This is a genomic window from Epilithonimonas sp. KH_059, from assembly GCF_057838485.1.
This window is the reverse complement of sequence record NZ_CM174468.1, coordinates 1214607-1236945: the sequence shown is the minus strand read 5'-3', so window position 1 is coordinate 1236945 and position 22339 is coordinate 1214607. Positions and strand designations below refer to the sequence as shown.

At 42.1% G+C, this 22339-nt stretch carries 23 protein-coding genes; 9 read left to right on the top strand and 14 right to left on the bottom strand.

Annotation, left to right across the window (positions count from 1 at the left end; all coding sequences use genetic code 11):
- Positions 1-104: 104 nt before the first annotated feature.
- Complete coding sequence (locus tag AC3IRX_RS05770; RefSeq protein ID WP_489208863.1) at positions 105-2255, bottom strand: M3 family metallopeptidase; 2151 nt, start codon at positions 2253-2255, stop codon at positions 105-107.
- Between the two features lie 71 nt (positions 2256-2326).
- Here AC3IRX_RS05770 and AC3IRX_RS05765 point away from each other — a divergent pair, with 71 nt between their 5' ends.
- Positions 2327-3130, top strand: coding sequence for a head GIN domain-containing protein (locus AC3IRX_RS05765; protein WP_489208861.1), 804 nt, complete (start codon positions 2327-2329; stop codon positions 3128-3130).
- Here AC3IRX_RS05765 and AC3IRX_RS05760 read toward each other — a convergent pair.
- From AC3IRX_RS05760 to AC3IRX_RS05740, 5 genes are all read right to left on the bottom strand, one after another.
- A complete protein-coding gene (locus AC3IRX_RS05760) occupies positions 3127-4995 on the bottom strand; it encodes a monovalent cation:proton antiporter-2 (CPA2) family protein (RefSeq protein ID WP_489208859.1) in 1869 nt (622 codons plus the stop codon). The two genes, AC3IRX_RS05765 and AC3IRX_RS05760, sit on opposite strands and share 4 nt — an antisense overlap.
- A complete protein-coding gene (locus tag AC3IRX_RS05755; protein WP_489208857.1) occupies positions 4995-5516 on the bottom strand; it encodes an NAD(P)H-dependent oxidoreductase in 522 nt (173 codons plus the stop codon). The genes AC3IRX_RS05760 and AC3IRX_RS05755 overlap by 1 nt, the downstream gene beginning before the upstream one ends.
- A 112-nt stretch (positions 5517-5628) precedes the next feature.
- Positions 5629-6441, bottom strand: a complete 813-nt coding sequence (locus AC3IRX_RS05750; protein ID WP_489208855.1) for a TPM domain-containing protein — start codon at positions 6439-6441, stop codon at positions 5629-5631.
- Entirely contained in the window at positions 6422-6853 is a 432-nt protein-coding gene (locus AC3IRX_RS05745) for a TPM domain-containing protein (RefSeq protein ID WP_489208853.1), read from the bottom strand. Before AC3IRX_RS05745 ends, AC3IRX_RS05750 begins: the two co-directional genes overlap by 20 nt.
- A 6-nt stretch (positions 6854-6859) precedes the next feature.
- The gene (locus tag AC3IRX_RS05740; protein ID WP_489208851.1) at positions 6860-7468 is read right to left on the bottom strand and encodes a LemA family protein; all 609 of its coding nucleotides are present in this window, start codon (positions 7466-7468) and stop codon (positions 6860-6862) included.
- 74 nt (positions 7469-7542) lie between these two features.
- Between AC3IRX_RS05740 and AC3IRX_RS05735 the strand changes: the two genes are divergently transcribed.
- On the top strand, positions 7543-8052 hold the full coding sequence (locus AC3IRX_RS05735) for a dihydrofolate reductase (RefSeq protein WP_489208849.1): 510 nt from the start codon (positions 7543-7545) through the stop codon (positions 8050-8052).
- 113 nt (positions 8053-8165) lie between these two features.
- Positions 8166-8735: a DUF2892 domain-containing protein gene (locus AC3IRX_RS05730; RefSeq protein WP_489208848.1), complete on the top strand. Its 570-nt coding sequence runs from the start codon at positions 8166-8168 to the stop codon at positions 8733-8735.
- 76 nt (positions 8736-8811) lie between these two features.
- On the opposite strand, the gene AC3IRX_RS05725 is transcribed toward AC3IRX_RS05730, so the two are convergent.
- From AC3IRX_RS05725 to AC3IRX_RS05715, 3 genes are read right to left on the bottom strand one after another with little or no spacing between them, the layout of a single operon-like run.
- The gene (locus AC3IRX_RS05725; RefSeq protein ID WP_489211475.1) at positions 8812-9444 is read right to left on the bottom strand and encodes a trimeric intracellular cation channel family protein; all 633 of its coding nucleotides are present in this window, start codon (positions 9442-9444) and stop codon (positions 8812-8814) included.
- A 21-nt stretch (positions 9445-9465) separates the two neighbouring features.
- Complete coding sequence (gene coaD / locus AC3IRX_RS05720; RefSeq protein ID WP_459083342.1) at positions 9466-9927, bottom strand: pantetheine-phosphate adenylyltransferase; 462 nt, start codon at positions 9925-9927, stop codon at positions 9466-9468.
- Between the two features lie 8 nt (positions 9928-9935).
- On the bottom strand, positions 9936-10925 hold the full coding sequence (locus tag AC3IRX_RS05715) for a D-alanine--D-alanine ligase (RefSeq protein ID WP_489208846.1): 990 nt from the start codon (positions 10923-10925) through the stop codon (positions 9936-9938).
- A 156-nt stretch (positions 10926-11081) separates the two neighbouring features.
- Between AC3IRX_RS05715 and AC3IRX_RS05710 the strand changes: the two genes are divergently transcribed.
- The 4 genes from AC3IRX_RS05710 to murI all read left to right on the top strand — a co-directional run bounded on the left by AC3IRX_RS05710 (position 11082) and on the right by murI (position 15296).
- Positions 11082-12110: a PASTA domain-containing protein gene (locus tag AC3IRX_RS05710; protein WP_489208844.1), complete on the top strand. Its 1029-nt coding sequence runs from the start codon at positions 11082-11084 to the stop codon at positions 12108-12110.
- Between the two features lie 69 nt (positions 12111-12179).
- A complete protein-coding gene (locus AC3IRX_RS05705; protein WP_489208842.1) occupies positions 12180-13262 on the top strand; it encodes an RluA family pseudouridine synthase in 1083 nt (360 codons plus the stop codon).
- 9 nt (positions 13263-13271) lie between these two features.
- Positions 13272-14396 (top strand): radical SAM family heme chaperone HemW, encoded by a 1125-nt coding sequence (gene hemW, locus AC3IRX_RS05700; protein ID WP_489208840.1) that lies wholly within the window; start codon positions 13272-13274, stop codon positions 14394-14396.
- Positions 14397-14507: 111 nt separating this feature from the next.
- Positions 14508-15296 (top strand): glutamate racemase, encoded by a 789-nt coding sequence (gene murI / locus AC3IRX_RS05695; protein WP_489211474.1) that lies wholly within the window; start codon positions 14508-14510, stop codon positions 15294-15296.
- Here the strand turns inward: murI and AC3IRX_RS05690 are convergent.
- From AC3IRX_RS05690 to AC3IRX_RS05675, 4 genes are all read right to left on the bottom strand, one after another.
- Positions 15283-15885: an RsmD family RNA methyltransferase gene (locus AC3IRX_RS05690; RefSeq protein WP_489208838.1), complete on the bottom strand. Its 603-nt coding sequence runs from the start codon at positions 15883-15885 to the stop codon at positions 15283-15285. The two genes, murI and AC3IRX_RS05690, sit on opposite strands and share 14 nt — an antisense overlap.
- Positions 15886-15902: 17 nt before the next feature.
- Entirely contained in the window at positions 15903-16616 is a 714-nt protein-coding gene (locus AC3IRX_RS05685) for a DUF3822 family protein (RefSeq protein ID WP_489208836.1), read from the bottom strand.
- Between the two features lie 77 nt (positions 16617-16693).
- The gene (locus tag AC3IRX_RS05680) at positions 16694-17188 is read right to left on the bottom strand and encodes a Smr/MutS family protein (RefSeq protein WP_489208835.1); all 495 of its coding nucleotides are present in this window, start codon (positions 17186-17188) and stop codon (positions 16694-16696) included.
- Complete coding sequence (locus AC3IRX_RS05675) at positions 17178-17693, bottom strand: metallophosphoesterase family protein (RefSeq protein WP_489208833.1); 516 nt, start codon at positions 17691-17693, stop codon at positions 17178-17180. The genes AC3IRX_RS05680 and AC3IRX_RS05675 overlap by 11 nt, the downstream gene beginning before the upstream one ends.
- Before the next feature lie 32 nt (positions 17694-17725).
- Between AC3IRX_RS05675 and truA the strand changes: the two genes are divergently transcribed.
- Both truA and AC3IRX_RS05665 read left to right on the top strand, forming a co-directional pair.
- Positions 17726-18496, top strand: a complete 771-nt coding sequence (gene truA, locus AC3IRX_RS05670; protein WP_489208832.1) for a tRNA pseudouridine(38-40) synthase TruA — start codon at positions 17726-17728, stop codon at positions 18494-18496.
- A gap of 78 nt (positions 18497-18574) precedes the next feature.
- Complete coding sequence (locus AC3IRX_RS05665; protein WP_489208830.1) at positions 18575-20338, top strand: ABC transporter ATP-binding protein; 1764 nt, start codon at positions 18575-18577, stop codon at positions 20336-20338.
- Positions 20339-20675: 337 nt separating this feature from the next.
- Here the strand turns inward: AC3IRX_RS05665 and groL are convergent, their stop codons facing one another.
- Positions 20676-22301: a chaperonin GroEL gene (gene groL, locus AC3IRX_RS05660; RefSeq protein WP_489208828.1), complete on the bottom strand. Its 1626-nt coding sequence runs from the start codon at positions 22299-22301 to the stop codon at positions 20676-20678.
- Positions 22302-22339 lie beyond the last annotated feature (38 nt).

Here is a 22339-nt window from a genome sequence, read left to right as displayed (position 1 = left end):
TTCTATTGCATGAATAAGGTTTTGCTTTTTCAAAAAAGAAAGCGGTTGTAAAACTTTCTGTTTACAACCGCTACTTTTATAATTCTCTATCGTTCGCTTCGAACTTATTTGATGAATCCTTTGCTTTTTAATAGGGGAGTAAGATCAGGATCTTTCCCTGTAAATTCTTTAAAGGCCGTGTTTAGATCGGTCGAATTCCCAACCGAGAGAATGTACTTTCTAAAGCGTTCCCCGTTTTCACGAGTTATTCCTCCATGGGTGCTAATATAGTCCCAAGCCGAAGCATTTAGCATATCCGCCCACATATAAGCGTAATATCCTGCAGAGTAACCGCCCCCGAAAATATGGGAGAAGTACGGAGAATGGTATCTTGGAGGAACTTCACTTAAATTGAACCCAAATTTAGCGAGGGTTTCTTTTTCGAATTCAAGGGTAGGTTTAAATTCATTTTCATTTTTCACAGAGTGCCAACCCATATCAATACTTGCGGCAGAAACTAGCTCTGTAGTAGAGTATCCTTGGTTGAAGCTACTCGCCTTTTTTATTTTGTCCACAAGGGCTTGAGGCATTGGTTTTTTCGTTTCATAATGAAGTGCGTAGTTTTTTAATACGGCCGGTTCTAATGCAAAGAATTCGTTGATTTGCGAAGGGAACTCAACAAAATCTCTAGGGGTGGCTGTACCCGAAAGAGAAACGTATTGTTGGTTGGCGAAAAGACCGTGAAGTGTATGTCCAAATTCATGGAACATGGTGGTCACATCGTCATAAGAAATTAAAGAAGGTTTTCCTTCAGCCGGTTTCTGGTAATTGAATACATTGACAATGACTGGTTTTTGCCCTAGTAGGTGGGATTGATCCACGAAGTTGCTCATCCAAGCACCCCCTCCTTTGTTGCTACGTGTATAGAAATCCAAATAGTAAATGGCCATCGAGGTTCCGTCTTGGTCAAAGACTTCGTATACAACTACGTCGGGATGGTAAACGGGAAGATCGGTGCGCTTTTTAAAGGTAATTCCGTAGAACTGCTCTGCTGCATAGAACACTCCTTTCTCTAGGACCGTTTGCACTTCAAAATACGGTTTGATTTCGTTTTCATCAAGATCGTATTTTGCTTTTCTGACTTGTTCTGCATAGTAATTCCAATCCCAAGGTTCGAGTTTGAATCCTCCGTTTTGCTTATCAATAAGGGATTGTATTTCATCTCTCTCACGTTTTGCCGTGGCAACCGCAGGCGTTGCAAGCTGAGCAAGTAAATTAATCGCTTTGTCGGGAGAACCTGCCATTTGGTCCTGTAGTTTCCACTCAGCAAAAGAACTTTTGCCCATTAGTTTTGCTTTCTTGAAGCGCAGAAGCGCTTCTTTTTCTAAGACCGAGCGGGTGTCTGCGTTATCGTTTTTCTCTGCACGGTACCAAGAGGCTTTGAAAAGTTTTTCTCTTGTGGCTCTTACCTTTAGATTTTGCAGGATGGGTTGTTGTGTTGTGTTTTGAAGGGCAAGAAGGTAGCCGGAAGCGTGACCTGCTGCTTTCGCATCACTAGCAGCCGCAGCCACTTGGTCTGGGGATAGACCGTCAAGTTCTTTTACGTCAGTTAGGTAAAGTCCTCCCTGTTTTCTTGCTTCTAGGAGTTTGTTTGAATATTGAGTGGAAAGCGTTGCAAGCTCTGCATTGACCGCCTTAAGTTCTTTTTTGTTTTCAGGAGATAGATCCGCTCCTGCAATTTGAAAGTTCTGTTTGTAATACTCTAGTAAACGCTGGCTTTCTTTGTCGAGACCTTGACTGCTTACTTTTTTAAGCCTTTGCCATATTTTGTCATTCAAATAGAGCAAGTCGGAATGACCTGCAAGAATAGGAGCATACTCCTCTTCTAGCTTTTGGATGGTTGGGTTGGTATTGGAACTACTCAGGTTGTAGAAAACTGTAAGCGCTCTTTTTAAGACCTCACCACTGTTTTCAATCGCAAGCACAGTATTCTCAAAGGTGGGAGCCTCTGGATTGTTTGCGATGGCCTCGTATTCCGCCTTTTGAATTTTAAGTCCATAATCGAATGCAGGTTTGTAGTGCTCGTCCCTTATTTTATCAAATTGGGGAGCTTGGTATTGCAAGGTGCTTTTGTTTAAAAAAGGATTGCTCTGCATGCTGGGATCTTGCGCATTTGTAGAAGATTCTGCGCTGGAAGTAGATTGTTTCATTGTGCTACAAGCCGTGGCCGAAAGAGCCAGCGACGAAATTAAAACTAATGAAGTAATGTTTTTCATTGGTAAGGTGTTATAATAATAAGAGATAAAGATACAAAATCTTAAATTTGAATACCCTTAAAATTAATAGTATGAAAAAAATTCTAATCGTTTGCCTGTTTTCTCAAGCTTTGTTTGCTTGTAATTCTTCAGATCCTCAGGGAGTTATTTCAAATTGGGTCACCCAAGATCAAGTGTCGGCTACAGGGCCCACGAGTGAAAAATCGTTTAAGGTTTCCTTTGAATCCGTTCGCGTTTCTACATCCATTGATGCGGAAATCATTAAATCAAATCGCCAAGAAGTGGTTATTTCTGCGCCGGAATCCATTTTAGACAAAGTTTTGGTGGATTCAAACGGAGGTCATCTTCATATAACCTTTAAACCTGGAACCTCAATTCGAGGCGCGCACAAAGTGAAAGCAAAAATTTACACAAATAAACTCTCAGGGGTCACTGCGGATTCGTCTGCAGACATTGTGATTCAAAGTAAATTCACTCAAGAAAGAATGAATTTGAAAGCTTCAAGCAGTGGAAGTATTGTAGGAGATGTGGAAGCAAATGACCTTTTTTTAGATGTTTCTAGCAGTGGAGACTATTCTGGAAAAATATGGGCCCTTAACTTAACCGCAGACGCTTCTTCTTCGGGAGATCTCAAGCTAAGCGGAAAAGCAAGGAATGCAGAGTTGAAAGCAAGTTCTTCTGGCGACATTAAAGCCGAGTCCCTTGTCGTAGAAGATGCGATGATTAAAGCCAGCAGCAGTGGCGATGTAAAGGTATCGGTTTCTCAAAGAGCCAATGCAAGTGCAAGTAGCAGCGGGGATGTGACCATTTTGAAAAGAGGGAATGTAATCTTAACAAGGCATGCAAGTTCCGGAGGATCTGTTCGTATGGATTAAGGAAGATTTTCGTTTTCCGAATCGTCGTAATCGTTCCAATCGTGCGCGTCAAAATTGAGGTTGTCTAAGGAGAGAAGCGCTTCTTCCCTTTGGATGGATTCCCGTGTGGAAAAGCTAAGACCTTCCCCTTCTTCGTAATCTTTTGCAATTTTTCGAACGGAAAGTTTATCGATGTTCATAAATCGTTTACCGAGTCGACGGGCTGCGTATTTGCGCATGCCCGTTTCGCTTAGTACATCCACCGCCATATCCACTGCGGTTCCTAAGGTTTCGCGGTAAATCTGATCAATTCCATGGTTGAGGTAATAATACGCGTCCATTCTATTTTTAGCACGGACAAAAATTTTCACTTTGGGATAGTGCTCCCGAACCGTTTCCGCAATGAATTTATTGGATTCTGGATCGTCCAGAGAAAGCACTAAGATTTCAGCCTCTTCGATTCCTGCCGCTCTTAAGATCGGAATTCGTGTAGCGTCCCCATAGAAAACTTTGAAACCAAAACTTCGAAGCACTTTGATTCGTTCTGGATCGTAATCCAAAACCGTTGCAGAAATTTTGCTTGCTCTTAGGAGTCGACCTACTGTGCTTCCAAAATGTCCGAACCCTACAATAATTATTTTTTTATCCTGTATTTTGGTGTCCAGAATGTTAAAGGGCTTTTCATCCGAGTCTCCAGGTGTGAACTTGGGAGCTAGCTTTTTCTCATAAAAGATGAGCAGTAGAGGGGTAATGGTCATCGTAATGGCGGTAACCGCCATCATTTGAGAATTAAGGGTGGAAGAAATAAGATATAAGTTTTGAGAATAATTCAGAAGCACGAAGGCAAATTCACCTACTTGAGACAGAGCAAAGGCGTAAAAAAAGTTTTGTTTGCTCTCAATTTTAAAGAACTTACCGATCGCGTAAAGCACGAATAGTTTGATCGCAAGAACCACGACCACCGTTGAGAAGATAAAGAGAGGATCTCTTGCAATGGTTGCAAAATTGATCATCGCTCCTACGCTCACAAAAAAAACGGCTAACAAAAGACCTTTAAAGGGATTGATTTGGGCTTCGAGTTCGTGTCGGAATTCGCTGTTAGCAAGCATCACCCCAGCAAGAAAGGCCCCCAGTGCAGGCGAGAGTCCTACTGCCACCATGAGTTCAGATACCCCAATTACTAAAAACAAAGACGAAGCCGTCAAAAGTTCGCTCATTCCCGCTTTTGACACATACCTTAGGAAAGGGACAAAAACGTATTTACCTAAAAGGACAAGAAGTACCACTCCTAAGATAACGGTGGCTCCTTGCATCCATTCGGGAAGGTTTTGAATTAAAATTTGAACTTCGTTTTCTTCCTTAATTTCAAATTTTGCGATCAAAGGTAGTATGGCAAGAATCGGAATCACGGCGATGTCTTGAAACAGGAGCGTAGCAAAAGAGGCTTCCCCCACAGTGGTCTTAATTAGGTTTTTCTCCTGCAGTAATTGGAGTACAATTGCAGTGGAGGAAAGGGCGAAACACATCGCTACGGCAATGGCCTGATTCACCCGCCAACCAGCCAAAATAAAAGCTAGGAACAAAAGTCCAATGGTGAGGGTAACTTGTGAGAGCCCAAGTCCCACGATGCGTTTACGCATCGACCAGAATTTTCTAGGTTCTAATTCAAGTCCGACTATGAAAAGAAGCATCACGACACCAAACTCTGTGGCATGCATGATGCCATCCGTTTGTTTTCCGGTTAACTGCAAGACAAAAGGACCAATAATGACTCCGCCAAGGATATAACCAATAACGGAACTCAGTCCAAGTTTTCGTACGAGCGGCACCATAATGATGGCAGCTCCTAAGAAAATCAGTAGGTTCATTGCAAAGTTGGTTTCCATTAACTTGTAAGGAGTTTGATGAAGTTTTGTTTGTGCTGAATGATTTCTTTTTTGGTTAAGTTTTCGGCTTCGTAAACAATGAAGGTGGGTTTTAGATCCGCTTCAAAGGCTCTTAATGTGACAATAAGCCCACTAATTAAATGATCCACTGTATAGCCGTGTTTACCAGAAGGTCCAAAGGATTTTTCTTTGCTCCTTGTCGTGGTTAAAATAAAGACTTCCTTATTTTCAAAGGGATTGTCTATTTCGGGATCAATCCACGTTGGGTCTAATACCTCGTCTAGCCAAAGCCTTAAAAGAGGAGGTGCCCCGAACCAAATAATCGGAAAGTGGAAAATAAACCGCTCATACTTGGCCAAACGTTTTCTTTCTTTAAACGCAGGAATGTGAAAATCCGAATACAGTTCGTAGAGGTCTAGAAAATCGTAATGCTGATGTCTTTCGTAAAAATTAATTAGAACCCGATTGGAATAGGAATATTCCAAAAAAGGATGCGCAAAGATAACCAGTGTGTTTTTCACAAAAAAAGATTGAAGCTCGAATTTAGTGAAAAAAAGATTCTTAAATGTAGGTTTTCTAGGAAAATTCTTAAGTAACTATAGTTATTTTGATAGAAAGAAGATTTGCTTCTCCTTACCAACCGCCTGAGGCGCCTCCTCCTCCAAAACTTCCTCCGCCACCAAAGCCGCCGAATCCTCCGCCTCCTCCGAAGCTTCCCCCACCGAATCCTCCACCTCCAATGGGAGGGAAAGGAAAGAATCCTCCGGGATAGGATCTTCTACCTCGTTTGCTTAAGATTACGTCTCGGTCTTCGTCCCGATAGCCTCCGCCTCCGCCACCTCCGCTTTTGGAGATAAGGATTAGGAAAAACAGAACAATAATTAGGATAAAAATGACACGACCTGTACTAGGAAGTCCGTCGCTGGAACGGTCTTTTACAATGGGTTTGTACTGGCCTTGGACCGCTTCCATTAAGGCGGTCGTGCCTCGGTCGAGTCCCGTATAGTAATCCCCTTGTTTGAAACTTGGGGTGATGAGATAGTCAATGATTTGCCCTGCAACAGCCGCCGTGAGATATTTTTCAACCGAGCGACCTTGTTGAATCGCAAGGGTGCGATCCTCCACAGCCACAAGAAGAACAATTCCGTTGTCTACTTCTTTTTTACCAATCTTCCAAGTTTCTCCAAACTGCCAGGCTACGAAATTGACATCTTCGCCTTTCGTGGAAGGGATTATGATGAGTTCAATCTCTGTGGAAGTAGAGTCTTCAAATTTGATGAGTTTCTCGTTTAATTGATCCTGCTGCTGCTTTGAAAGAATCCCCACCTCGTCATAAACAGGGTAAAGCACTTTCGGCTTTTCGGGCACGGTGTATTGAGCCCATAACAAAGCGCTAAAAGCAAAGGAAAATAGAATCGTAAAAAAGTTACGAGAATGTAATCTCATTGGATAATTCGTTTGGATTTCCCCCCTGAATTGGGAAATAATTTTTTAGTTCTTGACCTGTTTTTAAGATGGCCTCTTTTAGAGCCTCATAAAAACGGCCCTGGGCAAATTCTGCCGTTATGTTGTCATGGAGATTGTCCCAGAATTGTTGTCTTACCTTTTCATGAATTCCTTCATCCCCAATAATGGTTAGATACTTCTGTTCAAAATTGACATGAAATAGCACGCCGTTACGCTCCTTAGTATTTTGCATTCCCAGTTTAGTGAAGGCAGCAAAAGCCACGGCGGCATTGTCCTCGGGGGTTGTCGCGTCAATATGGACTCGTATCTCACCACTGGTGTGGTTTTCAGCCTCACAAATGGCCTCCACGAGGGAGGACATTTGCGATTCTGAAAGAAAGGACTTATTCATTGTTTTTTAGTTAGAAAAGACTTCAGGCGCTACTTCCGCTCCAGCAGCCGATTTGAAATAAGGTTTTTCACCTTTGTTAAATAAGCCGGCCAGAACGTTGTTCGGGAAGGTTTTCACTAAATTGTTATATTCTTCCACTGCACCGTTGTACGTGACGGTTTCCGCTCGAATTGAGTTTTCAATGGCGGTATACTCTCGTTGGAAGTTTAGGTACTGCTGGTCCGCTTTTAAATTAGGGTACTGCTCCACGACTGCCATTAATCGACTAAGCGCTCCGGAAAGTTCGCCTTGAGCAGCTTGGAATTTGGCCATGTCCGCCTCCGTCATATTGGTAGGGTCAATGGTTACAGAGGTTGCTTTGGAACGAGCTTCTACCACACCTGTAAGGGTTTCCTGTTCAAATTGTGCGTAAGACTTTACGGTCCTTTCCAAGTTTGGAATTAAATTCGCACGTTTTTGGTACACGGTTTCCACGTTTGACCAACGAGCATTTACTTTTTGTTCTCCTTGAACAAAACTGTTGTAGGCATTTTTCCCCCAAAAGAATAACACAGCAGCAATAACGACTAGTGCGATTCCAATGGTGCCTGCGCTAAGACAACCCTTATTTCTCATAGTTTAAATATTATATGGTTTAATGCCTCGTAAATATACAAATTATGTGCTATTTTTGTCAAAATTCAAAAAAAATGACGACGCTAATTGTGGCCATGGGGCAGAACCGAGAAATTGGACACGACAATAAGCTCTTGTGGCACTTGCCAAAGGACCTAAAGCACTTTAAGGAACTGACGAGCGATCATCCCATTGTCATGGGACGAAAAACCTTCGAAAGTATTGGGAAACCGCTTCCCAATCGAACCAACATTGTCGTAAGTCGAAAGAAAGATTGGTTTATGGAAGGGGTTCTGATCGTAGGAAGTCTTAAAGAAGCACTAAAGTTTGCCAAGAAGATCAATCCGGATATTTACGTGATCGGAGGAGGAAGTCTTTACGAGCAGACGATTGAAAATGCGGATCGATTGGAAGTGACCCTTGTGAAAACAAGCCTTGAGGCCGATACCTTCTTTCCCAAGATAAACTCGAAACTCTGGATCAAAACAAGTGAGACCTGTGAAGAGGCGGATGAAAAAAATGAGTACGACTTTTGTTTTCAGACGTATGAGCGGAAGGATGCTCAAAAGGAGGCAGAAGCTTAGTATTTAACCAAGTACAAGATTGATAGCTGAATTCGTAGCGTGTAAAGGAATTCCGATTTTAGAACTTCCTTTTTAAAGGCATTTTTTTATCTTTGTACCACATAAAAATAGAAATGAATAAAATTATAAAATTAGTATTTGCTGCCCTTCTGATGGGTCTAGGCGTATACATGATGTTTTTCACTCGGGAAACAGGGTGGGGAATCGTCGTGTTTGTTCTTAGTGCCATTCCAATTGCGTTGTTTTTCAAAAACGAATATATTCTACTTGCTTTCTGGCAGATGCGTAAGCAAAATACGGAGAAAGCAGGGCAGTGGCTTGAGAACATTAAAAATTACAGAACCCAATTGCACAAATCACAGTACGGATACTTCCATTATATGCAAGGTCTAACCCTAGCGCAAGACCAACCTGTGAAAGTGGAACCCTTGATGAGAAAGGCCCTCGAATATGGACTGAACATGAAGCACGATCGTGCTATGGCTAACCTAAACTTAGCTGCAGTGGCGATTTCTAAAGGTCGGAAGCAAGAAGGACAAAGACTTTTAGAGGAAGCTAAAAAATTAGACAGTGCTGGGATGATGACCGATCAAATAAAAATGATGAAAGATCAGTTGAAGATGCCTTCTATGCAAAAGCATATGCACAATCCACACATGAGACAAAGAGGCAAGTTCTCTTAAGAAAAAAGATTAACTCGAATAAAAAGAATTAGCCTGCAAGGATATTGCAGGCTAATTCTTTTCTATTGAGTGAAAATCAATCTTCAAAATTGGTTCTCTGGTCGTAGAATTTGGGCATCTGCCAATGGTATTTAACTGCGAAGGTTCGAATCAGTACAATAAGAAGAATCGTCGTAATTTGAATGATGACATACGCTAGGTTTGTGTACCGAATAAGAGAAAGGAAAATTCCGCCCCCTACAATACAAGCGGTTGCATAAATTTCTTTTCGAAAAATCAGAGGGATTCGGTTTAGGAACGTATCTCTTAAAATTCCACCGAAACAACCTGTGATCGTTCCTAGAGTTAAGCAAATCAAAGGGTGAAGCTCCTGACTTAAGCCTTTTTGGATTCCGATAATGGTGAAAAGCCCAAGACCAAAACTGTCAAAAATGAACAGGGTGACTTTGAAATTTCGTTCAAAGGATTTGACGATAAAGGCTAAAACGGTCCCGATGAAAATCGTGATCGGATAAAGCATATCGCGCATCCAAAAGACAGGAACGTCTAGCAGTAGGTCTCTTACCGTCCCGCCTCCTACTGAAGTAACAAAGGCAATAATAAGGACACCAAAGGGATCAAGGCGTTTCTGCATAGCGGCAAAAGCACCTGACATCGCAAAGGCTAGGGTTCCTACGACCTCGATGAAGAGGTTGAAATTGTGATGGATTTCCAATACAAATGGGTTAAGTTAGACGCGAACCGCGGTGGGTACTAGGAGTTCGTAATCGCCTTTAAAGGTAATGATTTCCCGCACAATACTACTTGAGATAAAGGATTTCCCAGAAGAGGTGAGAAGAAAAATCGTTTCAATTTTATTGTCTTGTGTAAGGGTTCGGTTGGTTTGCGCTATGGCTTTTTCGAATTCGAAGTCGGCAGGATTTCGTAGGCCTCTAAGGATGAAATTTACATTTTTGCTGCGGCAGTAATCGATGGTGAGCCCCTCGAAGTTGTCAACTTCCACATTTGGAAAATCTTTAAAAGTATTGCGAATGAATTCTTTACGCTGTTCCAAAGAAAACATATACTTCTTTTGAGAGTTCTGCCCAATGGCAATAATGATTTTGTCAAAGAGTGGCGCTGCTCGCTCCACAATATCAAAGTGTCCTAAAGTGATCGGGTCAAATGATCCCGGAAATACCGCAATTCTCATAAGCGTTGTTAAAGAGGTTTGTTATAGGCTTTCTCCACTTCATTTCCGCAGAGTTCTTGTATACTAAGACCAAAATGGGTCGCTTGTTGGGGCAAAATGCTCGTGGGAGAGAATCCAGGATTTGTATTCATCTCTAGCATGTAGGGAATCTCCTCTACAATGATAAATTCACTTCTTGAGAATCCACTCATCCCTAAAGAGTCGTACGCACGAATCGCTACTTTCTCCACTTTTTCTTTGATTGAATCCGAGATTCTGGCCGGGGTGATTTCCTGGGAAGCTCCCTGGTATTTTGCAGCGTAATCAAAGAATTCGGTTTCAGGAACGATTTCTGTAATTCCGAGAACCGTGGTTTCTCCTTTGAAATCGACCACACCGACAGAAACTTCCATTCCGTCTAGGAACTCCTCAATCAAAATTTCGTCGTCCTCGGCAAAAGCGATTCGGATCGCTTCTGGGAATTCTTCCAAAGATTTTACTTTGGTAATTCCAAGCGAGGAGCCGCTTTGATTGGGCTTCACAAAAAGGGGAAGTCCAAGATGCTCAATAATCTGCTCCGCCTCAATGGGATCGTTTTTCCGTAAATAGACGCTTTTGGCAGAAGGTACTTGGTATTTTGCTAGAACGGCTAAGGTGTCCTTTTTGTTGAACGTTAAGGCACTCTGGTAAAAGTTGCATCCCGTGTATTTTTGTCCAATGGTATTCCAATAGGCCTGCAGTTCTCCGTTTTCACCCGGTCGACCGTGAATGGTATTAAAACAAACATCGAATTTGAGAACATACCCGCTTTGCATTTCGACGGAAAAGTCGGCTTTGTTAATTGGAACTTTTTGTTCGTTATCGTCCACGAAATACCACTCATCTGCGAGGATGACTACGCGATAAACATTGTAAACTTCCCGATCCAGGGAGTCGTAAATGAGCTGTCCACTCTTAAGCGAAACTTTGTATTCTTCGCTGTATCCGCCCATGACCACGGCAACGTTCTTTTTATTCATATTTACTGCACCTTAAGGGTAAGGCAAATTTAGCAATTTTGTTTAAGCTAACAGATTTTTGAAAAAAAATAATGTTCTCACGCTGCAAGGGCAAGAAAATCCAATCTCGTTTTTAAAATTATTAGTTATATTTGTCTTCTGTAACAAGGATACTGTATGTTTAAATCGCTTTTTCACTGGAAGGTACTAGGGAATATACTTCTCGCAGCCATTGTATTTTTAGGTCTAGTCTGGCTTACCTTTCGTTGGCTTGAAGTCCACACCAATCATGGGGAAGAAATTCCAGTTCCCAATGTGGTCAATCTATCTGTACACAAAGCTATTGAAGTACTAGACGACAATGGACTTCATTACGAAGTGGATAGTTTTAAATACGACCCTAAGTTTAAACCTTTCCAGGTTCTTCAAATCTATCCTACTGCAGGTTCTAGAGTGAAAGGAGGAAGAGCCATTCTTTTAAAAGTGAACCCACGAACCTATGCACCGGTTCAGGTACCGGATATCTTAGACCAATACAAAGGACTTGCCTTTAGGCAGTTGGAATCGATTGGACTGAAGGTAGGCGATACGATTTATGAACCTAATATTCAGCGAGATGCGGTTATTCGTATGCAGAGAGGGGGTACCATCGTGAAGCCCGGAATGAAACTTCCTCGCTTTGCAAGCATTGATTTAGTCATTGGTACGGGACCCAAACGAAATGTAACGGTTCCCAACTTAGTAGGCCTCACAGTTCAAGAAGCAAAAGCGGTCATCTCAAACAATTTATTTGAAATTGGTCTGATTGATTTTGAAGACCAGGACCGGGATCAATCCGATATTGTTTACTACCAAGACCCAGAAGGCGGAGCCATTCGGGACCAAGGAATGCAAATTGACCTTTGGGCTAGCAAAAAGATTCCCGCCCAAATGATGGGGAAAATCCAGCAGCTCAATTCTATTTATCGGACTCAGATTGAACGAGCACCTGCGCCAATTGAATGGGAAGATACTTCCGATCCTATAGAGACAGCTCCGAGAAACCCAGTCATCCCAGCGTCACCGCAAACGGATCCCGAACAAAAAGCAAAACCGGTGGAGCCGGCAAAAACTCCGAAAACAACGAATGAAAAATCGAGTACTCCTAAAACGCCAGAATCGAAGGATGAACCTAAGCCTAAGGCTAGGAAAGTAATTGTGGAGTAACTTTTAGTCAATAAAATAATAGAAATACAATAGCTTCAACGACCTGTGTGAAGCTATTTTCAATAACGGATGAGCCAAGATTATAACGAAATAGAAGATCAAGATCCCGAGTTAGACTTTGATGGAAACGAAGATTCTCAGGACGAGGACCAGGAAAGCGGCGCCCTGTATGAGCATTTGCGTCTCAAGGTGGATCCGGGGCAGGTGCCACTTCGTATTGATAAATACTTACTCATATTCCGTCAAAATTCATCAAGAAACAAACTCTCTCAGACCTGTAGAGCTGGCAATGTCGTTGTGAACGGTACGCCTGTCAAACAAAACTATAAGGTGAAACCGGGCGATGAGATTTCCGTTCTCTTAAGTCGTCCTCCTAGAGAAAATGTGATTGTTCCTCAGGATATTCCTTTGAATATTGTGTACGAAGATTCAGAAGTCTTGGTTGTGGACAAACCTCCCGGTATGGTGGTGCACCCTGGCCATGGCAATTGGGACGGAACTCTTGTGAATGCGCTTGCATTTCACTTTGAGAAGAACAAAGAAAAAAGCGATTTAGACCGCGTAGGACTGGTGCATCGAATCGACAAGGATACTTCCGGACTACTCGTGATCGCAAAATCAGAATATGCCTTAAGTTTCTTAGCGAAGCAATTTTTTGAGAGAAAAACAAAACGACTTTACTGGGCTTTTGTTTGGGGAAACCTAGCACAGGACGAGGGTACGATTGAAGGAAATATCGGTCGCCACGAGAAGAATCGCATGCAGATGGCCGTTTTCCCTGACGGCAGCAGTGGAAAACATGCGGTGACCCACTACAAAGTAAAAGAACGATTCCGCCATATGACTTGGGTAGAGTGTCGACTGGAAACGGGACGTACGCATCAGATTAGAGCGCATTTTAAATACCTCGGCCATACGCTTTTCAACGACGAACGGTACGAGGGAAATGTAGCCCTACGAGGCGTCAATTTACCGAAATACAAGCACTTTATTAAGAATGTATTTGAGGTGCTTCCTCGCCAAGCACTGCATGCACATACACTTGGATTTATTCATCCCACCACCAAGGAGCCTATGTTCTTTGAAAGTCCAATGCCTCAGGATATGAAGGAAGCACTAGACAAATGGAGAACGTATTTAGAGCATAATTAAGAAAGGCGCATGATTTACTTCCACATTCCTTTTTGTAAACAAAAATGCAGTTATTGTAATTTTCATTTTTCTACTTCTTTAAATCAGAAAGAGGAGCTCTTACTTGCGCTGCATAAGGAGTTATCTCTTCGGGAAGGAGAACTCGAGAAAAAGCCACTTCGTTCGATCTATTTTGGAGGCGGTACGCCGTCCCTTTTGGAAGTAGATGAACTTTGGGCACTGCTCGAAAAGACGCAGCGTTATTATGATTGGGAAGAGGATATTGAAATTACCTTAGAGGCGAATCCAGATGATTTGTCTGCCGCGAAGCTTCAAGCACTTTCTAAAACACCCATTAATCGGCTTTCCATTGGCACTCAAAGCTTTTTCAAGGACGATTTAATCCTCATGAATCGCGCACATACTGCCTCTGAGGCGCTTGATTCTATTAAGAGAAGTCAGGACTTTGGGTTTGAAAACCTTTCAATTGACCTTATTTACGGAGCTATGACCTCTTCTATGGAGATCTGGCAGGAGAATCTTCAAATTGCGATGTCCCTTGAAATCCCTCATATTTCAGCGTATGCCCTTACGGTAGAGCCTAAGACGACCTTGAGCCATTGGGTGCAAGAAAAGATTGTTCCCCCGCCAAGCCAAGCCCTTCAAAACGATCAGTTTCATTGGATGGCGCAGTATCTTAAAAAGCAGGGATTAAGTCACTATGAAATTTCAAATTTTGCAGTGCCTGGAAAAGAGTCAAGACACAATTCCGCCTATTGGAATTATTCACCTTACCTTGGAATTGGACCCTCAGCACATTCCTACGATGGAAAATCCAAAAGAAGCTGGAGCGTCGCAAACAATACAAAATACATTCAATCCCTTCGCGAGGGAGTGCTTGCTTTAGAAGTTGAGATTCTTGAAGAAAAGGATCGCTATAATGAAATGCTAATGATCGGCCTTCGAACTCGCAAAGGGGTAGACTTAAAAAGACTTCAATCGGAGTTTTCTTCAGAAATCCTTACTCATTTCGGCAATGAACTGACTCCTAAAATGGATAATGGGTATTTAAAAATGGAAGGGAACCGCCTTGTGATTCCTTCCGAACATTGGTTTATGGCAGACGGCATCGCTTCCGATTTATTCAAAGTCTAGCCGCCAAGAATGGACTAGAAATCCGTACGAGAAATAATATTTGTATTTTTGCAACAAATTGGAATCGCTTTGAAAATAAAAAAACCAGATTACTCTTCTCTTCGCGCAGATATGCCTATCGGAATATTTGATTCGGGAGTAGGAGGACTGACCGTCGCAAGAGAAATACGCAAAATCCTTCCCAAGGAAAATTTCATCTATTACGGCGATACAAAGCATTTGCCTTACGGAGATAAATCTCCTGAAGCGATTAGGGGCTATTGCCGCCGAATCACTCAATTCCTCTTGGATCAGGGCTGCAAAGCGATTGTGGTGGCGTGTAATACGGCCACTGCCAATGCACTGAAAGAAATCAAAGAGCTTGTCGATGGAAGAGTCCCTGTGATTGATGTAATTAGTCCCGTGGCAGAAAAAGTAGCTTTTGAAATTCATACCAATGTGGGTGTGATTGCAACCAAAGCGACCGTGAGTTCTGGAATCTATCGAAAAAGCATTCGAAAGCATAACAAGTTTATTCATGTGGATGAACTTCCGACCCCTCTCTTAGTGCCTGCCATTGAGGAAGGCTTTCGGAACCATCCCATTACGAGCGCGATCATCTACAATTATTTAAGTCAAAATAAGCTTAAAAACATTGAAACTTTGATCCTGGGATGTACGCATTACCCTCTTCTAATCGACGAAATTAAGCAGTTTTACGGCAACCGAGTTCGTATTATCGATTCACCAAGCATTGTGGTGGGTCACCTAAAATTCATCCTTGAATCAAGCCATTTGCTCCAGAGTGAAAATCAGAACGTGGAATATCATTTCTACGTCTCAGACGTGACGAAAAACTTTGAAAAGATTTCAAAAAAGATTTTTGGAAACGCGATTCCTTTAGAACTTAGGCCTCTGTAATCGGAGTCTGCTCCGTTTCAACTTCTAGTTCTGCTTCTGGTTTTTGAAGGAAGGAAAACGTGATGTTCCCATACTTTCTACTTTCAAGAATAGAAGGATGCTGAAGCTTTAGTCGTGTGGTGTGTTCCAAGATGAAACTTCCCCCAGGCTTAAGAAAATCCCCATTTAAAACAAGATCGATTAGTTTTTGGTATTGTGCCTCGTCGGTGGATTCAAAGGGCGCATCACAAAAGATCAAATCAAACTGCTTTTTACTACGGTTCTTTTTTAGGTACTCGTAAACGTCTGCACGTTGCACATTAATTTGCAGTGCCAAGTCTAGCTCTGCGGCGGTCGCGTTAATAAAAGCGCAGTGCTTTGGATTGAGTTCCACAGCGGTAATGTCTTTGCAGTCCCGAGAAGCAAATTCTAGGGAAATCGATCCAATCCCTGCGAAGAGGTCTAGGACCGTAAGGAATTCTAAGTCATTACGGTGCTCTAGGATGCTGAACAGGGCCTCCTTTGCGAAATCCGTAGTGGGACGGACCTCAAAATGTTTGGGAGCCGCAATTCGTTTGCCTTTCCAGCGTCCGGAGATAATTCTAAACATCGTCTGTGTACTTGGGGTTAATTTAAAATGAAATTCTTTTTCGGCAGATTGTCGAAGGGAATTTTTAAATGGGTTGCAAATTTATTGAGTTCCGAGATAAAGGTTTCGTTTTGAGAAGTTTCTCCGTAAATATGAAATCTAGTTTCTCTAAGAGAGAAATCAATTTTGCTTAAGGTGAAAAGTATAAAATAGAGGAAGTCAACCTCGGATTGCAAATCTAAATGGTTGTAGAGCACTACTTTTTTGTTCGCAAATGCGAAAAATTCACATTGGTTCTGATACAAATTTATGTGAACCTCTCTTGGTTTTTTAACCGTGATCTGGTTTAAAAACTTTTCTCCAGAGAAATTGAATTTTGCATTCTGATGGCTCTGTTTTAAAACCTGGTAAAGATCCCTTGGGAAGGTGTAATAGAACTGAACTGCATGTTTTTTATTCACAGCAAGCATCAGTTCTTCTTTGTCTTTTTCTAGAGATGCATTCAGGGAAAGCAGATCCAGGCCTATTTCGTGCTGAGAAAAGCCCTCGGGCATCAGGGTGAAATGATTAAAAGCAGAATAAACTTCAATCTTATCGAATGAGCCTTGAAGGAGATTTTCAATGGGTTGTAAAAACGATTGTTCTTTGGATTCCAGATCTAAGAGCAGTTCCTTTTCTTCCAATACGCTTTTCGCATTGGTAATTTGGTAAAGTAAATAGTCTTTGGAGACAAGGATTCGGAGCTGTTTCATCGTTATTTAGGCGCAAATTTAGAGAATTTAATTGGGATTTGAAAAAGGAGGGAGCGTTTGTGAGGCGTAGAGCTGCTTTACTTCCAGTACACTAGAATGCTTGCAGATTGCTGGGCCAAGATCTGAGTGTGATGGAATTCAAGATCCATCGCATTTTCTAGGTAGTCCACGACTAGCTTTTGAAGGACTCCATCGCCTAACCCGTGGATGATTTCTAATTTCTTTAGCCGGTGCGTTCGGCAGAATTCAATGGTTTCGATAAGTTTTTCTTTTTGAAGAAAGAGTCTCTCAAAACTCTCATAGGCAAGAGGATTTGAGACCAATTTATCAAAATGAAGATCGAGAACAAGATGGGTGGTTCGGTGCTTCTTTGAGGTCGTTTTTAAAGGTTCCTTTTTTGGGTTTACTTCCATATTTTCATAAAGCGAAGTGTCCATCGGAACCAGTTCCGATTTGTGGTGCTTATGGGTGAACCCATGAGAATCTTTAAAGACGACCCATTCTCCGTGAACCGAAGTGACGGTTCCATGGAGATCTTGGTCTATGAGCGATACAGCGTCGTTAATCTTCATTGCTTTGTTCCGTTTTGTTTCCCAGTTCAATTACAACTAGATTCTGGATTTCTCCTTTTTCTATTTCAAAACTAAGCAGGGTTCGTTTTTGATGCCAACCTTGGCATCCACAGGCGCCAGGATTCAAATGCAAGAGTCCTAAGTTTTTATCGTGCATCACTTTTAGAATATGAGAATGTCCTGAAATGAAGAGTTTAGGTTTTAGCTGCTTTAGACTTTCTCTGGCAGAAGGGGAGTACTTTCCTGGATAGCCTCCAATGTGAATCATGAAGACCTCGAGACCTTCACAAGTAAAAGAAAGAGACTCAGGGCAGCGGCTCCGAAGGGAGGCCCCGTCTATATTCCCATAGACTGCGCGAAGAGTCCCTTTGGACTCTAGAGCCTCAAAGACCTCAAGATTTCCGAAATCTCCGGCGTGCCAAATTTCATCCGCCTTCGCGGCGTAATGCAAAATGCGCTCGTCCATATAAGAATGCGTGTCAGAAAGTAAGAGTATCTTCTTCAAATGTTTTATTTTTGCATTGCAAACATACGAAATTGAGATATTTTATTGAGTTTTCCTACTTTGGAAAAAATTATTTTGGCTACCAAATTCAGCCCCGAGAAATCTCGGTGCAAGAAGTTCTAGAAACTTCTCTCTCAACCCTTTTGCGTGAGAAGATCTCCATTACGGGGGCGGGTCGAACGGACACCGGAGTGCATGCCAAGAAAATGTTTGCTCACTTGGATTTTGAGGGAGTGCTCCCTAGCGACCTAGTAAGGCGCTTAAATCGGTTTTTGCCTCGTGACATTCAAGTGGAAAAACTGTTTGAAGTTCAGCCCTCAGCGCATGCTCGGTTTGACGCAACCTATCGGACCTATGAGTACCATGTATCTCTAGTCAAGGATCCTTTTTCAATCGATACTGCCTACTCGTTTTATACGCGAGCGCTTGATCTTGAGAAGATGAATCAGGCCGCTGAAATTATTTGTCAGTACAAAGAATTTGAAAGTTTTGCAAAAGTAGGTGGAGATAACAAAACATTTGTTTGTCAAGTCTATAAAGCAAAATGGAAAAAAATTGAAAACCGTCTTGTTTTCACCATATCGGCCAATCGATTTTTACGCAATATGGTTCGAGCGATTGTGGGAACTTTATTGGAGGTAGGAGTAGGAAAGATTAGGCCTGAGGAGGTAAGAGAAATTATTGCAAGTAAAAATCGAAATCGAGCGGGAACCTCTGCGCCTGCGCACGGTCTTTATCTTCTCGACGTAGGGTACGAGTGGGAAACGATCTTAAAGAAGGACTCGAATTTTAAAACCCTTTGATAGAGAGGCCGTGCTATCTACGAAACATTCCGTAAATTTGCATCAGAAAATTTAACCATACTAAATTTTTATACCCCTATGAATAAACCCTCGACCGGATCGATCATTAAACGCCTATTTCTAATAGGTATGAAATTCCGCTCGTGGTTTATCTTCGCCTTGGTCGTATCCATTTTGCTGTCGGTAACTTCCACATTCCGACCTTATTTAACGATGCAAATCGTCGACAATGACATTATCAAGTTAGGCGATAAGGGCCTAATGATGAAGCATATTTATTGGTTAGTGGGCCTTGTCATTTTAGAGACCTTTCTTAATTTTTTCCTCGTTTATTTTTCCAACTTCATTTCTCAGAATGTCATTCGGGATATCCGAGAAACTCTATACAAGAAACTGCTCTATTTCAAAACCTCGTTTTTTGACAAAACGCCTATCGGTCAGTTGGTGACGCGAGCGGTGGGAGATGTGGAAACCATTGCCACGGTGTACACCGATGGATTTTTGATGGTGTTCGGGGATATCCTAAGAATCGTCTTCGTGTTAATCATGATGTTCAACACAAACGAGCATTTGAGTTATATTTCCATTGCGATCTTACCTCTGATGGTGGTGATTACAAGGTTCTTTCAAAAGAGGCTTAAAAAAGCTTTTGGAGACGAAAGAACTTGGACTGCAAACCAAAACTCGTTCGTACAAGAAAGACTTGCAGGGATGCAACTCATTCAAGTTTTCAACCGACAAGGGCAGGAATATTCGAAGTTTGTTTCCATTAACGAGACTCTAAAGAGTGCGCTTCTTCGGACCGTCTTTATCTTTTCGCTCTTTTTCCCAGTAGTAGAATTAATTTCTTCGTTATTTATAGGCTTTGTTCTTTTTTATGGAGGGTATATTACCATTACAGCAGGGGTGGTTATTGCCTTCATTCAATACATCTCGATGCTTATTCGACCGCTTCGACAAATCGCAGACCGCTTTAACAATATTCAGCGAGGCATTGTGGGAGCCGAGCGTGTATTGGGACTGATGGATCAAGATTTATCCATGTCCAATACAGGCACCGTGAAGAAAGATCATTTCGAAGGCCGGATTGAATTTAAGGATGTGCATTTTTCGTATGACGAAAAACAAGAAGTTCTTAAGGGGATAAGTTTCCAGGTGAATCCAGGAGAAAGTGTAGCCATTGTAGGCGCTACAGGAGCCGGTAAATCCACGATTATTAGCCTCCTCACTCGTCTTTATGACCGCAATTCTGGTGAAATTTTAATTGACGGCGTGCCGCTTGAAAACTACGAGCTTTACAATTTAAGAGCCCATGTGGGAGTGGTATTGCAGGACGTATTCTTATTCCATGACAGCATCTATGAGAATTTAGCCTTTGGTGACCCTGAGGTTACGCCTGAAAAAGTGAAAAAAGCGGCCAAAGAAATTGAGGTCGATCAGTTTATTTCCCAGCTTCCAGGAGGATATGAGTATGTCGTTAGCGAGAGAGGAAGCTCTATTTCTCTAGGGCAAAGACAGCTTTTGTCCTTCCTTCGGGCTTATCTATCCGATCCTAAAATCTTAATTCTCGACGAGGCAACCTCTTCCATTGATCCCCAAAGCGAAAAACTCATCCAACGCGCAACAGAGAAGATTACTCAAAATCGCACCTCGATTATTATTGCGCACAGACTCTCTACTATTCAAAAAGCTGACAAAATTTTGGTGATGGACTCAGGTCTGATTGTAGAGCAAGGGACTCATGAGGAGCTTCTAAAAGTAGGTGGGTTTTATTCGAACTTGTACAAAGGTCAGCTTCAAAAACCGTCTGTGGAAGTCGAGAATACGTCCGAAGAAATCTAGGTTTTTACCGTTTGTTTTCCAAATAGAGAATCGTATCATGATATGGGGTAGAGGCCCTCTGCCTTGGAATGCCAAATGTCTTTAAGGAGCCATGGTTTTATTTCGCTCGACTCTTTTTTGGGGCACCGCCCCATAGAATTTTATGCGAACGGATTGAGCTCGAATTTCTGTGAGGTTTTCAAATAGAAGAGATGTGACTCTTGAGTATACCCACCCATCTATACGAGTCTCTGGGTTCCCTTTTTGGATCACTCGGTATCTAAATAAAAAAAGCAGCGAGCTCTTTTAAAAGAACTCGCTGCCTATAGGATTCGAAAAACGAATACCTGGACTATTATTACATCATCCCTGGCATTCCTCCGCCCATTGGCATTTGAGGTTCGTCTTTCTTAACTTCTGTAATTACACATTCTGTTGTAAGGAGCATTCCAGAAACAGAAGCTGCATTTTCAAGTGCAACACGTACTACTTTCGTTGGGTCAATAATACCGGCTTCAAACATGTTTACGTACTCATCGTTTTTCGCGTTGAATCCGAAGTCTCCTGTTCCTTCCGATACTTTCGCAACGATTACAGAACCTTCTCCACCCGCGTTTGCAACAATCTGTCTTAAAGGCTCTTCAATGGCTCTTTTTACAATTTTGATTCCTGTAAGTTGATCTGCATTTTCAGCAGTTAAATTGCTAAGTGCTTCAATGCTTCTTACGAGTGCAACTCCACCTCCAGGTACGATTCCTTCTTCTACGGCAGCTCTTGTTGCGTGAAGAGCATCGTCTACACGGTCTTTCTTTTCTTTCATTTCCACTTCAGAAGCAGCTCCTACGTATAGTACAGCTACCCCACCTGCTAATTTAGCAAGACGTTCTTGAAGTTTTTCTCTATCGTAATCTGAAGTTGTGTTTTCCATTTGGGCTTTGATTTGACCCACACGCCCTTTGATTTGCGCTTGGTCACCTCCTCCGTTTACAATGATAGTGTTGTCCTTGTCAATCGAAACTTTCTCAGCGGTTCCTAGCATCTCAAGAGTTGCGTTCTCCATTGTGAACCCTCTTTCTTCTGAGATTACTTGTCCTCCTGTTAAAATCGCGATGTCTTCAAGCATTGCTTTTCTACGGTCTCCAAATCCTGGAGCTTTTACCGCTGCAATTTTTAGAGATCCTCTTAGTTTGTTTACAACCAAAGTAGCAAGTGCTTCTCCTTCTACTTCTTCAGAAATAATTAGAAGGGATTTTCCGGCTTGTGCTACAGGTTCAAGTACGGGAAGAAGTTCTTTCATGGAAGAAATTTTCTTCTCAACAAGTAAAATGTATGGGTTTTCAAGTTCCGTTACCATTTTCTCTGAATTGGTCACGAAATAAGGAGATTGGAATCCTCTGTCGAATTGCATTCCTTCAACTACGTCTACAGTCGTATCCGTTCCTTTTGCTTCTTCTACTGTGATTACTCCTTCTTTACCAACTTTACCAAATGCTTCTGCGATAAGTGCACCAATGGTGTCGTCGTTGTTTGCAGAAATAGAAGCAACTTGCTTGATTTTTTCTGCGGCTTCTCCTACTTCTTGAGATTGGGATTTAAGGTTTTCTACGACGCTAGCAACGGCTTTGTCGATTCCTCTTTTTAGGTCCATTGGATTGGCTCCAGCCGCTACGTTTTTAAGTCCTTCGCGAACGATCGCTTGAGCAAGTACAGTCGCAGTCGTGGTTCCGTCTCCGGCAATATCATTGGTTTTAGAAGCCACTTCTTTTACCATCTGTGCTCCTAAGTTTTCAACTTTGTCTTCTAGTTCAATTTCTTTTGCAACAGAAACTCCGTCTTTGGTTACGTGGGGTGCTCCGAATGCTTTCTCGATTACTACATTTCTTCCCTTAGGTCCTAGAGTTACTTTCACAGCGTTTGCCAAGGCATCTACACCTCTTTTTAACGCGTCTCTCGATTCAATGTCGAATTTTATTTCTTTTGCCATTTTAATTTAATTTTTTAGATAAGTCGGTATGTATGACT